Source organism: Pontibacter sp. SGAir0037 (assembly GCF_005491705.1).
Lineage (GTDB): Bacteria > Bacteroidota > Bacteroidia > Cytophagales > Hymenobacteraceae > Pontibacter.
This window is the reverse complement of record NZ_CP028092.1, coordinates 680,224-694,339: the sequence shown is the minus strand read 5'-3', so window position 1 is coordinate 694,339 and position 14,116 is coordinate 680,224. Positions and strand designations below refer to the sequence as shown.

Annotated in this window: 9 protein-coding genes; 4 read left to right on the top strand and 5 right to left on the bottom strand. The window is 48.0% G+C overall.

Translation table 11 applies throughout. The features are described from left to right. Together C1N53_RS02780 and C1N53_RS02775 are read right to left on the bottom strand one after the other, a co-directional pair. A complete protein-coding gene (locus tag C1N53_RS02780; RefSeq protein WP_137757874.1) occupies positions 1-1,461 on the bottom strand; it encodes a type IV pili methyl-accepting chemotaxis transducer N-terminal domain-containing protein in 1,461 nt (486 codons plus the stop codon). A gap of 73 nt (positions 1,462-1,534) precedes the next feature. Next, positions 1,535-2,812 carry an anthranilate phosphoribosyltransferase gene (locus C1N53_RS02775; RefSeq protein ID WP_137757873.1) on the bottom strand — a complete coding sequence of 426 codons (1,278 nt, stop codon included), beginning with the start codon at positions 2,810-2,812 and terminating at the stop codon, positions 1,535-1,537. A 341-nt stretch (positions 2,813-3,153) separates the two neighbouring features. Between C1N53_RS02775 and C1N53_RS02770 the strand changes: the two genes are divergently transcribed. Beyond that, complete coding sequence (locus C1N53_RS02770; RefSeq protein WP_137757872.1) at positions 3,154-4,053, top strand: sulfotransferase domain-containing protein; 900 nt, start codon at positions 3,154-3,156, stop codon at positions 4,051-4,053. 3 nt (positions 4,054-4,056) lie between these two features. Here the strand turns inward: C1N53_RS02770 and C1N53_RS02765 are convergent, their stop codons facing one another. Next, entirely contained in the window at positions 4,057-4,530 is a 474-nt protein-coding gene (locus C1N53_RS02765; RefSeq protein ID WP_137757871.1) for a hypothetical protein, read from the bottom strand. A 230-nt stretch (positions 4,531-4,760) separates the two neighbouring features. Here C1N53_RS02765 and C1N53_RS02760 point away from each other — a divergent pair, with 230 nt between their 5' ends. Together C1N53_RS02760 and C1N53_RS02755 are read left to right on the top strand one after the other, a co-directional pair. Next, positions 4,761-6,089 carry a cytochrome ubiquinol oxidase subunit I gene (locus tag C1N53_RS02760; protein WP_137757870.1) on the top strand — a complete coding sequence of 443 codons (1,329 nt, stop codon included), beginning with the start codon at positions 4,761-4,763 and terminating at the stop codon, positions 6,087-6,089. 11 nt (positions 6,090-6,100) lie between these two features. Further along, positions 6,101-7,117 carry a cytochrome d ubiquinol oxidase subunit II gene (locus tag C1N53_RS02755; protein WP_137757869.1) on the top strand — a complete coding sequence of 339 codons (1,017 nt, stop codon included), beginning with the start codon at positions 6,101-6,103 and terminating at the stop codon, positions 7,115-7,117. A gap of 78 nt (positions 7,118-7,195) precedes the next feature. Here the strand turns inward: C1N53_RS02755 and cphA are convergent, their stop codons facing one another. Beyond that, complete coding sequence (cphA, locus tag C1N53_RS02750) at positions 7,196-9,823, bottom strand: cyanophycin synthetase (RefSeq protein WP_137757868.1); 2,628 nt, start codon at positions 9,821-9,823, stop codon at positions 7,196-7,198. Between the two features lie 273 nt (positions 9,824-10,096). Then, the gene (locus tag C1N53_RS02745) at positions 10,097-11,035 is read right to left on the bottom strand and encodes a DUF389 domain-containing protein (RefSeq protein WP_137757867.1); all 939 of its coding nucleotides are present in this window, start codon (positions 11,033-11,035) and stop codon (positions 10,097-10,099) included. A 308-nt stretch (positions 11,036-11,343) separates the two neighbouring features. Here C1N53_RS02745 and C1N53_RS02740 point away from each other — a divergent pair, with 308 nt between their 5' ends. Continuing rightward, the gene (locus C1N53_RS02740; RefSeq protein WP_137757866.1) at positions 11,344-14,097 is read left to right on the top strand and encodes a cation-transporting P-type ATPase; all 2,754 of its coding nucleotides are present in this window, start codon (positions 11,344-11,346) and stop codon (positions 14,095-14,097) included. Positions 14,098-14,116: the final 19 nt, after the last annotated feature.

Genomic DNA, 14,116 nt, shown 5'->3' with positions numbered 1-14,116 from the left:
CTATGTTAGGTTTGGAATTTTTACGTGAATCTGTGTGCCTTCCCCGGGATTTGTTAAAATGTCAATCAGCCCGTTGATCATGTACACCCGCTCTTTCATATTACTGATACCATGCGAAGGTCCTGCATTCAGGACGGCTTCCTCTGAGGCATTGTAGGTAAACCCACGCCCGTTATCGGTTACTTTCAGATGGATATATTTACTTTTCGCCCACAGCTCAACTTCTATAGTTGCTGCCCCGGCATATTTAACGGCATTATGAATTGCCTCCTGCCCCACCCTGTACAGGCCCACTTCAATGTTCCTGGGTAAACGGGTGCCGCCCCAGTTGGTGGCATAGGTTACGTTTATTCCTGTGTTTGCCGCCGCCTGTGCGGTAAGCTGTTTTAAGGCCGAAGACAGGCCGAAATCGCTCAGCACAGCAGGCATCAGGTTAAACGAAATAGTTCTGGCTTCTGCGATGGTCTGGTTTACCAGGGCCTGCAGTTCAGATAGGTTTTTGCGCCCTTTCTCATTATTCTGTAAGGAATCGCCTATCTTCTCAATACCGAATTTAAGTGCTGTTAACATCTGGCCCAGGCCATCGTGAATTTCAAGCGCCACCCGTTTTCTTTCCTCCTCCTGCCCTTCTACCAGGTAAGCCGACCTGATCTTCTGCTCGTTCATCTCCTGCTGGTACTTCTGGTCAATAGCCTGTACGAGTGCTTCCTCCGTTTCTTTCAGCGATTGGTTTGCCTGTACCAGTTCCTGGTTTACCTGCTGGGTCTTCCGCTCCGAATCTACCAGCAATGCAATAGTTTGCTGTATTTGGTGTACGGCTGGTCTGAAAATAAACAGTCCCTCCAGCAACAATACGCCCAGGGTACAAAACAAAAGTATATATTCGATCCGCTGCGAATCATTTACCCGCCTTGCGGCCTCGGCATCATACTGAAATACAATATGATCCATCTCTTTTAAATATGCCTGTTCGTTTTCCAGCACAATCCGGATACTTTTGTCTACCTCAGCAGGAGCCGCGGTGGCATGTCCATGGTGAAAGCGACTTACCAGGCTGGCGTTTGTGTAGATTGCCTGAAAATAAGGGTCGATACCGGCGAACATAGCTTTAATAGTTTCACTGTTCTCTACTGGTGTTGCGATATAGCTCAGGTAACCGCTCATCAGCCCCTGGTGGCATTGCTGCCATAGTTCCAGGGCGCTATCCAGCTCGGCCAGGTATGGTTGCACCTGCAGGCTATCTTGCGCCCGGCCCAGCAGCAGTACCGCTTTACCGATCTTCTGGCTCAGCATACGTTGCCTGCCAGCTATATTGATAACGCGGGAGTCGCTCAATTGGCTTTTAAGCGATTGTTGCACCAGCAGTTGCCCTCCTACCAAAAGCAAGGCCACAGCTGTAAGCGCCAGCAGGTAAAGCCAGGTTATTTTCTTCGATATGTCAGAATCAGCAACCCGGCTCATGCCATGTTAATCAGATAGTGTAAGGAGTAAATAATTTATACCTGGTACAACCAATTACAGTATTACCCGGCAATCAGCGGGTGTAGGCCATGTTTTCTTCTATCCACGAAAGACCTTTCTGATACAGGGCAAAAGCCAGGTTCACCCTTTTATCGAAATCCTGGTTTGTAGTTGCACCTTTGGCAGCAAACTGCCTCACCAGTGCTACATTATCCTGCAGGTGCAGTGCTTCCACAACATCATCCGAATCGGCTCTGAAAGGTGTGAACTCTTCCTGTGTAGCTTCAAACGATTGCGTTATAAAGGTACCGTCTGCTTTTATCAGGGCGCAGGTAATACCGCTTGCTTTGGCAATAGAAGGAGCCAATGTACCTTCCAGGCCCCTTTTCATGACCATAACTCCTTTAAAACCTGCCATGGCAGCCAGTGTGATCATTTTTTCGATGTATGTGAGATGAAACACAGAAACAACGAGTACCTGAGCCTGAAGGGGATTTAACACTTTTTCCAGTGTAGCCAGAAAAGGCCGCTTAAAAAACAGCCGACGCCTGTCTACCCACTTATCCAGGGCAACAGACAGTAGTTGCTGATCCAGCGCCCAACCGAATGCTGGTGGTGTCTGTGCTAGTTCTCCCGCATTCTCTATAAATGAGCAGCCCATATCCTGGTACAGGTCGAGCGTATTTAAAGCCAGCTTTGGACCACCGGACCTGCCCATTGTTACCACAGCCGGATAACCTGCCTGCTGAAAAAACTGCGCCAGTAGAGGAGTAATCAGGTAAGAATGCTCTACCCCATCAAAAGGCTCGGCGAGTTGCACCACCACAGCAGGCCTTGTGCCCGCTGGCCTGGCTCTGTATTGATCGGCATAGGTCGCTTCAGCTGCATTCAGCAATCCTTGGTATTCTTCGTCGGTTTCGTAACGTATGCGCAACATGCTGGCAGCCATACCTCTGAAAGCCTCGCCCGGCTCATCGGAATACATAAATTGGCCTAGCTTTTCTGCCTCTCCTATAGACAGAAATTCTTTGTCGAGTAATTTTAACCCTATTTCTTTCAGTTCAGCCGGTGCATCGGAGCAAAGCAACTGGTAGAGATGCTCTGCAACAGGTATACTTTTATCACCGCCTGAGGCATAAAGCAGTACCTTCTCTTCTTCGGTCGGGCCCTTAGCCATAAGCGCCCCGTAAAAGGTACCTTTCTGAATAGGTACTCCTTCTCCTTCGGCTAAGTAAGTATAAATACTGGTTATCAATTCCTTACTTAAGGGTTTACTACCGTGCTTTCCTATTCCGATTACTTTAATCCCCTGCACCAGTGGGTTATCTGTTTCTGTATATAATGCTTGCATATCCACAGCAGCCACAACTGCATTTATCAGGAATTCAAAATTACTACTAAAATTTTAAATCTATAACAATGTACCCCCTATTTTAAGAGGGGGTATTTCATAAAATCACTTATTTTTTATAAATTTTGATTAAAAATAAAGGGGTTATACCATATATACTATATAGTTTTTTTATAAAGAGACTCAAAACATCCACTTGTTACTTCCTAACAATAAGTACTTCGGAAGCACATCCGTTTACCACACCTGCCCAAACCAGATATACTATACTGCGTATGCTTGGGCTGGATTTGTAAAGCTACAAATCAACAGACAGATTCTTCTAAAACAACTCCGCAAGCATGAAGATTTTACAAGGTGGCGCACCCAAATGTGGTAATTTCTGGCTATATCAGATCATTCAGCAGGTCCTGCAGCAAGCCGGGCGCGACGCAACCAGCTTTATTCAGACGCAGCCCATCTATGAACTGGCAAAAACATGGAACCTGAATTACCCCAGCCAGGCAAGTATAGATGTGCTGGATATTACAGACCTGCAATACAGCTACCGCATCAGCAGCGTGTTCAGAATGCCTATAGTTGATATTAAGAGCTATATTGCTCAAACCAACCATGTCTGGACGCACTCTCCTATCTGCAAACGCAGCGGAGAACTGCTCCACCTCTTCGACAAGAAAATCTATATCATCCGTGACCCGAGAGACCGTGCGCTTTCAGCTGCCAAATACTATACCTCTGAGTACATGCTTACATACTATCCGCAGGAAGAAAAAGATCCGAAGCGTTTCCTGGAAAAGAATTTCGACCAGCTGCTGCAGGAGTGGGTATGGCATGTATATGACCACGTACGGTTAAGCCAGTCCTGTAACATCCACCTGGTTTTCTATGAGCAGTTTCTGAATCATTTCCAGGAAGAGCTAAACAGGCTGTTAACTTACCTGGAGCTGGAGCTTTCTCCCGTACAAAAAGAAGCGATACAGGATGCAGTAAGTTTCACTACCTTAAAGAGCAAGAACCCGAAACACCTCAACAAAGGCCAGGCAGGCTATTGGGCGCAGCATCTCACAGAAGATCAGGTTGCGAAAGCAGATATGATTGCCGGTCCCCTGATCCGCTTTCTGAATTATCATCCGTCGCCTGACGAAACCGGAGCAATTAATCCGGCTGTTACGCATGATGATTTTGAGCAACTGAAGCAGGACATAGTTGCCTCTCAGGCGCAATTGTACGAAAGGGTCTGATCTTTACCAGACCCCCAGCTGCCTCCCTATCGTTTTTAACTGGCCAATATGATACCCGTTATGGTGTAGCGCTGTCATGGCAGCCCAGGAAAGCGTTTTACCATTGCTTTTTACGTGAAAGAGATCTGCTTCAGGATCTTTCACGAGTGCTATCATTTCCTGCAGATCAGACTCAAACTGGTTGATGGCATTGAACCACTCCTGGTCTGTGGCAGGCGAATGATTAGGAGGCCAGGGTGCGTCCGGCCATACGTTTAAATTGTTCTCAGGTTCACGCATAAAGTCCAGCAATACGCGCTGCCTTGCCTGCATATGCCCCAGCAGTACCCAGGCAGAAAAATGTAAGCCGTCCAGCATGATGCCTGCTTTTTTATAGTCGAATTCACGCAGCAATATTACATTTGGGGCAAAGCCTCCAATCAGCAACTCGACCAGTTGCTCCCGAATTAATGCAGCCATTTCCTCGTCTGAAGCCATTTTATTATACTTTTTTTGCTCTGAAACGATACCGGCAGAATAAGGTTAAGCGGCTACAGGTAATTCATAGCTGGTGCTACCGGGCCTCAGCTAAGGAACAGGCATTATAGTTTCCTCTTGCACAAGCCAAACCCATGGCAGTCATGATGCGCCGCCTTATTTTTGAAGTTTTTGAGTAGGAACAATGGCGCCTGTAAACTACCTTTACCCGGTCATAAACACATCTTGCTATGGACGATTTTCTCGCAGCCCGATCCCAGATGGCACTGTCCTTAGGCTTTCACATTATATATGCTTGCATTGGCATGGTGATGCCTTTTTTTATGGCAGTGGCTCATTTCCGCTGGCTCAGAACCAACGAAGCAGCTTACCAGAACCTTACCAAAGCCTGGAGCAAAGGAGTGGCTATCTTTTTTGCTACAGGCGCCGTTTCAGGCACTATGCTATCGTTTGAGCTGGGCCTGCTGTGGCCCCAGTTTATGGAACAGGCCGGTCCGGTTTTCGGCATGCCCTTTTCCCTGGAAGGAACTGCCTTTTTTATCGAAGCCATTGCACTGGGCTTCTTTCTGTACGGCTGGAACCGCTTTAACAAATGGTTTCACTGGTTTACGGGTGTAGTGGTGGGCATAAGCGGCCTTGCTTCGGGTATACTGGTGGTATCGGCCAATGCCTGGATGAACAGCCCCGCCGGATTTGATGTGGAAAACGGAGCATTTGTAAATGTAGACCCAATCGCTGCCATGTTTAATGCAGCCTGGTTTACACAAGCCCTGCACATGACCATTGCTGCCTTCGCAGCCACAGGTTTTGCCGTAGCCGGTGTTCATGCTTTTATGATCATGCGAAAGCAGAATGTAGCTTTTCATGCACGGGCACTTAAAATAGCGGCTTCCTTTGGAGCTGTAGCCGCCCTGCTGCAGCCGCTGAGCGGCGATTTGTCTGCCAAGGATGTGGCGCAACGGCAGCCTGCCAAGTTAGCGGCCATGGAAGCGCACTTTCATTCGCAGGAAGCCGCACCGCTTATTATAGGAGGTATTCCGAACGAAGAAACCAAAGAAGTAGACTATGCCATTGAGATTCCGGGCATGCTCAGTTTTTTAGTGCACGGCAACTTTACCGGACTAGTGGAAGGCCTGGATAAAATCGATCCGGCTCATTTACCTCCTGTTACAGTTACCCATTTTGCTTTCCAGATTATGGTGGGCATAGGCATGTTCCTGGTACTGGTATCTCTACTATATTTCGGCACACTCTGGCGCAAAAAGATATGGCTCAACAACAGGCTCCTGCTGTGGCTTTTTGTACTGGCTACTCCCCTGGGTTTTGTGGCCGTGGAAGCAGGTTGGGTTGTAACAGAAGTAGGCAGGCAGCCCTGGATCATTTATGGCGTAATGCTTACTTCCGATGCAGTTACTCCCATGCCTGGTATAGCCTATTCCTTTTACCTGTTCACCGCTATCTATGTATCGCTGAGTCTGATTGTTATTTTCCTGCTATACCGCCAGATTAAAATGGTACCGCACTTGTACGACACTTCGAAAAAGGAGATTCACTCTTAAATATTCAGGCTATGGCATATGTTGTGATTACCTTTCTTTGCCTTTCTATACTGCTTTACCTGCTACTAGGCGGGGCCGATTTCGGGGCTGGAATTGTGGAGTTGTTTACCTCCTCTAAAAACAGGAGCCGCACCCGCGAAACGATGCACCATACCATTGGCCCGGTTTGGGAAGCGAACCACATGTGGCTGATCATAGCCATTGTGATTCTTTTTGTCGGCTTTCCGAGAATATACAGTGTGATGTCGGTGCACCTGCACATACCGCTGGTTATACTGCTTTTAGGTATAATTGCCCGGGGTACAGCCTTTGTATTCCGGCATTACGATGCGGTGGTGGATGAGATGCAGGTACTCTATAACCGTATTTTTGCTTACTCCAGCTTTGTTACACCTTTGTTTCTGGGCATACTGGCCGGGAGTGTGATTGCTGGCAAAATCGATTTGCAGGCAACAGATTTCTTATCTGCCTACGTGTATAGCTGGCTGCACCTGTTTTCGATAGCTGTTGGCTTTTTTACCGTTGCCCTGTGTGGCTTTCTGGCCTCGGTATACCTGATCGGAGAAGCTGATACTACATCTGATAAAATCCGCTTTACCCGCAAAGCCAAAAGCATGAATATAGCGGCAGTGGCTTGCGGGGCTCTTGTTTTTGTAGCAGCGGCACTGGAAGGCATTCCTCTTGTAAACTGGATGTTTGGCTCAGCCATCAGCTTGGGAGCGGTAATGGCAGCCACCCTTTCGCTGGTGCTGCTCTGGTACTGGCTATCGCAGGGGAAAGCTAAAAAGGTGCGTGTGCTGGCAGGCTTCCAGGTTAGCATGATCCTGCTCGCCATCGGCCATCCTGTTTTCCCGGATTTTGTGCTGCTGGCTAGTGGCGACAATCTTTCGTTGCTGCAACACCAGGCTCCCCACAGCACCATGCAGGCACTCGGACTGGCACTGCTGATTGGTAGTGTGCTCATTCTTCCGTTTCTCTTTTACCTCATTTATAGTTTCCAGAAGAAAGCACCTGGCTACACCCATTAATTACATGTACCGAATAGCCTGAATAGATAAATGGCAGAAGCAGGCTGCCTGTAGAGCAACCTGCTTCTGCAAAGAAATTTATTCTACCAGCACCGTTCTGTCCTGTATCACCTTAAAGTTCTCCACCATCTTCACCGATTCAGATACATCTTCTGTAAAAACGGCAATAAAGGAATTTTCTTCGGCATGTTCCAGTGCATAGGCAATGGCACGCATTTCCTCTGGTATCAGCCTCACCGGTTTATAAGGTGCGGCATCTTCTATGCCGTGCATCAGCGGAATAGTTATTTCGTCAGCTGTCTTGCCCCGTAAATCGCTGTCGAGCCGAACTATAATTTCATCAAAGATCTGCCCTGCCACCTTGCCCAGCTCATAAATGTCTTCGCTTCTTCTATCGCCAACGGCAGCCACAACACCTACTTTCCGGCTTACCTCCAGCTCTTCCATAAATTCGCCAATAGCCTTTAGACCTCCTACATTATGGGCATAATCTACCAGCACCTCGAAATTAGGAAACTTAAACAGGTTCATGCGGCCCGGTGTTTTGGAAGGCGATGGCACAAAGGTGCGCAAGGCGGTTTTGATATCTTCTACATCGAAATGAGATACATACCCTGCCAGCACTGCTGCCAGTACATTCTGAATATTAAATTTCGCCCGGCCACCGAAGGTTAAAGGCACATCTCCTACCCTGTCGATCCTGATCTTGTAGCTGTTTTTGAAGATAGAAATATATCCGTTTTCGAAAACCGCTGCCAGGCCACCTTTGGCAATATGCTTCAGAATGCGTGGATTCTGCTCATCCATGCTAAAGAAGGCAATGTTACAATGCAGCTCTTTGGCCATTTCATACACCAAGTCATCATCTGCATTCAGAATAGCGTAGCCATCTTTGTGCACGCTCTTGGGTATAACCGACTTTACCTGCGCCAGCTCATCAAGTGTGTTTATATCGCGCAGCCCCAAATGATCGGAGCTTACGTTGGTAACAATGCCAATGTCGCACTGGTCGAAGCCAAGGCCCGCACGCAAAAGGCCACCCCGGGCGCATTCCAGCACTGCAAAATTCACTGTCGGATCTTTTAAAACAAATTGCGCGCTATACGAGCCGGTAGTATCTCCTTTCTCCAGCAGCTTATCCTGAATGTAAATGCCATCCGTAGTAGTATAGCCTACCTGGTAACCCTTCGATTTCACCATATGTGCAATCAGGCGGGTGGTGGTGGTTTTGCCGTTGGTACCTGTAACTGCCACTATCGGGATACGACTTGGCGCATTGTGCGGAAACAGCATATTGATAACTGGTTCTGCCACGTTACGAGGCAAACCATAGGTGGGGGCAGTATGCATCCTGAAGCCTGGTGCCGCATTTACCTCCAGCACAGCGCCACCTGCCTCGTTCAGCGGAATAGCAATATCAGAGGTCATTACATCTATGCCGCAAATATCCAGCCCAATTAAACCGGCAATACGCTCGGCCATCAGGATGTTGTAAGGGTCAACCAGATCTGTTACATCTGTGGCCGTACCTCCTGTACTTATATTGGCTGTGCTCTTCAGGTAAAGTATCTCGTTCTCCTTTAAAACGGACATGGTAGTGAGGTTATTCGCTTTCAGAATATCCTTTGTCTGCTTGTCTATTGTTATCTGCGTCAGTACTTTCTCGTGCCCGATACCACGCCGCGGGTCTTTGTTTTCGCGCTCGATCAGCTGCTTTATCGTGGATTTGCCATCACCTGTTATGCAGGCCGGCGTTCGCTTTGCAGCTGCAATAAATTTTCCGTTTACAACAAGCAGCCTGAAATCAGAACCTGTTACATACTGCTCCACTATAACACCGCCGGAATACTTTCTGGCTTCTGTAAATCCTCTTACAGCCTCTTTCCAGTTCGTAATATTAATTGATACCCCTTTGCCGTGGTTGCCATCCAGCGGCTTTACCACAAGCGGGTAATCCAGCCATTGCAGGGCCTTTTTCAGTTCTTCCTGTGAATAAACAGTGGTTCCTTTTGCGACAGGCACACCTGCACCTTGCAGCATTTCCTTGGTGGCGCGTTTGTCTCCGGCAATCTCAACGGCAAAACAGGCTGTGTTACTGGTTAAGGTAGCCTGTATCCGCTTCTGATGCACCCCATAGCCTAACTGAATGAGCGAGTGCGTGTCGAGGCGCAGGTAAGGTATTCCCCTGCTTTCTGCTTCTGAAACTATAGCATAGGTGCTGGGGCCAAAATATTCATCTTCCCGAATCCGGTGAAGGTGCATGAGGTCTTCTGTAATCTTGTATTTTTCGCCTTTTATCAGGGCTTCTGTAATTCTTAGCGCGGCATAGGCGGCATATTCTCCTGCCCTGGCTTCCTGGTAGGAAAAGATAACCTGCAGCACGCCTTCCTGCTGCGTAGGATAGCAGCGCCCGAAGCCACACTCCATCCCGGCCATCGTCTGCAATTCCAGGGCAATGTGCTGCATCAGGTGTCCGAAGGTTGTGCCACCGGCTACTGTCTGAAAGAAGCCGCCTTCCACCCCTTCGGAAGAACGGTGGGCCTGCATACCCGGAAACATTTTCTGCAAACGCGGGAGCAAATCAGGAACTTCGTTGGTGAGCTTGTAGCAAAGCTCATCCAACTCGAGTTTTACAACAATGATTTTGTGATGAGAAACCGACCAGTAATTTGGCCCGCGCATAATGCGCAAATCTAGAAGTTTCATAATCTTGAGGTACGTAAACTAAATGCTGTTCTTTATCATGTTTTTCTTTATGGAAAGCTGATTGTCTGGTCCTTGACTGCATCAGCGGGTGTTTGAATAGAACTTTTTGTGATGGCGGCCACGACAGCCTTTGCTTGGTTTAGTTGTTTTCTTGATTGTTTATGTAGCACATGGTGCGGATTAGTACGGAAAATTGCACCAAAAGGTCATGCTTTCAGAAGTTCATGGTAGTTTAAAATAAAGCAAGGTAGAATATAAGGAACTGTACTTTTATTACATAGCCATGTTCCGCTTATACCTGATTGCTTTTAAAATACTGAACACGATGAACGAGGATGCCAGCACAAGCAGCACATCCACCAGCCAGCGAATTGCCGCCTGCCCTGCTGACGCCACATCACCTGTTACCAGTGCCATTCCGATGAGGGAAGCAGAGGGCACCAGGGCTAAGCCTATCATAACCCCCGAAGTAAAAATCGACCGTTTGGTTGCTATCATGATAGCTCCCGCCAGTCCTGCCGCCGCCGACGCAACCACAGAGGTAGAGGTCAGGGTAGTCCAGTATTTTAGCAGCGGGTTGGTCAGCTCGTAATAATCTGCCTTGCCCGGTAAAGGTTCTGTTCCTGTTGCCTGCAGGAAAAAAGCAGTAAGGGCGGCCGCCGCTATAAGTACACCATAGGCTAAAAACACATCTGTTATACCTCTTATCCAGACAGCCTTACACCCGGAAACGATTCCTAAAGGAATACGCATAATGGGCATAAAGCCAGGAGCAACCAGCATGGCACCGATAACAACATGGATAGCATTTGTAGCAATACCTGTAGCCGCCAGAATACCCGAAGCTATAAGCAGCAGTAAAATCAAAGAATTGGCATTACTATCCTTGCTGATGATCATTTCCATTTCTTCCCAACTGGCTAACGTACCATCGCGGTCAACCAGGTTGGAAAAACCAGGACTTATGAGGCTGTCCGGCTCGCTGGTTGCTAAAGAAAAGCCTGGTTTCTTACCCAAACCGAGGCTATCCATCTGCCGCATAAGTTGCTGCAGCGCCTTTGTAGCAACGGTAGCTTTTACAACATCACCGGGCTCGTTGGCAGAAGCGCTTTTATATACCTGAAGGTTTATCAGGCCCTCCAGTTGATTCAGCGCATCCACTACCTCTTTTGTACTTTCTGCTGGTACTGTTAATTCAACTTTCCTAGGCATATTGTTCCTTTTCAGTGTAAGACTTTTAACGAACACCTCCGGCAATGGATATGGAATAACATACTAATTTTTATCAGGATTTATACTGATGAAAGTCATTCAACCAGTTAAACATAAGATGCATTTTTACCTGCTCAAAGGGAAATGGAGTGTACCCTGCTTGCCGGTTGATGCAGTTATACCAGCAGCTTCAACAGCAGCTAACGCTCTGTCGCACATTAATTTAAGATTAAAATTGCATTATAGCTTATTCCCCCATTGCCCCGTAAGATTAGATAGTTTGTTTGAAGCTAAAAACGAAAAGTACTATGCAGGTAACAGAAGAAAATAAAATTACGCAACATCCTTCGCAAGCAGGCAAGCAGCAGCAATGGCATAGCCTGGAAGCTGAAGAGGTGCTGGATAAGATACAGGTTTCCGCTGCCGACGGCTTAAGCGACCAGGAGGTTAAAAAGCGCCAGGAGCAGTATGGGCTGAACATTATGACCCCCAAAAAACAGCAGAGTGCCTTTATCCGCTTCATGCTCCAGTTCCACCAGCCACTGATCTATATTCTGCTGGCAGCTACAGTGGTAACTATTTTCCTGGAAGAGTATATAGATGCTATTGTCATTTTTGCTGTTGTTTTTATCAATGCTATTATAGGTTTTGTGCAGGAGTCGAAAGCACTGCAGGCTATAGATGCTTTATCGAAGAGCATGACTGCCAGAGCCCAGGTAATCCGCAACGGGAACAAACAGAACATTGATGCCCGAGAGCTGGTACCCGGAGACATTGTGCTGGTACAGTCGGGCGATAAGTTTCCTGCTGATGTAAGGCTGGTACAGGAACGCGACATGAAAGTAGATGAATCTGCCCTTACCGGGGAGTCGGTGGCAGTGGAGAAGAACACAGAACCAGTAGCTGCCGACAATGTGCTGGGAGACCGGCTTTGCATGGGTTTCTCCTCTACGGTAGTTACTTACGGGCAAGGCAAAGGGGTAGTAATTGCCACAGGCGACCATACGGAGGTGGGTAAGATCCAGCAATCCATTGCTACGGCCCAGGACCTGGAAACGCCTCTTACCAAGAAAATAAAAGACTTCAGCCACCTGTTGCTGTGGGTAATTCTGGGGCTTTCGGTTGTGGTGTTTGCCATAGGCCTATGGCGGGGCGAAGGAATTGGCGAAACCTTTATGATGGCTGTTGCCCTTGCTGTAGGAGCCATTCCGGAAGGTTTGCCTGTGGCTGTAACCATTATGTTGGCTCTGGGTGTATCTAAAATGGCATCCCGAAGAGCTATTATCCGCAAGCTGGTAGCCGTAGAAACACTGGGAAGCACCAATGTGATCTGCTCCGACAAAACAGGTACGCTCACCGAAAACCAGATGACAGTACAGCAGCTATGGGCAGGAGGCAAAACTTATAGTGCAAATGGTTTGGGATATCGTCCGGAAGGAGAAATACAGGAAAATGAGCAACAGGTGGACCTTTCAACCAATAAAGCGCTGGCACTCTGCCTGCAGGCAGGTTTACTCTGCAACGACAGCACCTTAAAAGAAAAAGAAGGCAAATGGAGCATAGAAGGCGATCCTACCGAAGGGGCACTTCTTGTTTCTGCTCGTAAAGCCGGTTTCGAAAGTAAGAAACTGGAGCAGGACCACCCGCGGCAGGATACCATTCCTTTTGAATCGGAGTACCAGTACATGGCAACACTGCACAAAGGAGCTCCGGCTCTTATCTTCTTAAAGGGTTCTGTAGAGGCTGTTCTGGAGCGTTGTAACCAGGTGATGCAACCCGACGGAGCGCTGACAGCCGTAGATAAGGAGGCCATTAACCAGCAGGTGGAGCTAATGGCAGGCGATGGTTTGCGTGTGTTAGCTTTTGCAATGGCCGAAGCGCCGGAAGGGATTACCGGCATCGACCATCAGGATACCAGCGCTGACCTTGTGTTCCTGGGGCTGCAGGGAATGATCGACCCACCCAGACAAGAGGCCGTAGAAGCTGTAAAGCTGTGCCAGCAGGCCGGTATAGATGTAAAGATGATCACCGGCGACCATGCTATTACAGCCGCCGCCATTGCCAGCCAGATCGGATTGAACGGGCATCGCGAAAACGGAAAACTTGTGGCTATAACAGGCAAAGAACTACAGCAGATAGAGGACAAACAGCTGGAAGAAGTGGCAGAAAATATATCTGTCTTTGCACGTGTATCGCCGGATCAGAAATTAAGGCTTGTGAAGGCACTCCAGGCCCGCGATAAGATTGTAGCCATGACAGGAGACGGCGTAAACGATGGCCCTGCCCTGAAGCAGGCGAACATAGGCATCGCCATGGGCATTACAGGTACCGATGTTGCCAAAGATGCCTCAGATATGGTACTTACAGACGATAACTTCTCTTCTATAGAAGGCGCTGTGGAGGAAGGCAGAAGTGTTTTCGATAACCTGACTAAATTTATTGTCTGGACGCTTCCTACCAACCTCGGCGAGGGACTGATTATTTTGTTTGCTGTTATTTTAGGCACACAGCTTCCGGTGCTGCCTGTGCAAATCCTTTGGATAAATATGACTACTGCCGTGCTGCTAGGCCTTACACTGGCTTTTGAGCCCAAAGAGCCAGGCATTATGGACAGGCCTCCCCGCCCCGCAGGCGAGCCCATTCTTACCAAAGACCTGGTTATGCGCACATTAATGGTAGGTGCCATTTTACTGATAGCGTCTTTTGGACTATACCTGTATGAAAAGCAACAGGGAGCAACCATAACAGAGGCCCAGACAGTAGCTACTACAGTGCTGGTGGTACTGGAGGCATTTTATCTGCTCAGTTGCCGTTCCCTGGTGAGGCCAGTGAGCGAAATAGGTTTCTTTACCAACATGTGGGTATACTATGGCATTGCAGCTATGCTCTTTTTCCAGGCATTGTTTATCTATACGCCTTTCATGAATACACTCTTTAGCTCCAGTCCGTTAGATGCTATGCAGGTATTACGCATTTTTGGGGCCGGGCTGGTACTATTAATCATCGTGACAGTGGAGAAATACTTCCGGTTTAAGAGTAATGCCAAGCAGCAAAAAGCATAGAGAAGCTCTAAAAAAGAAG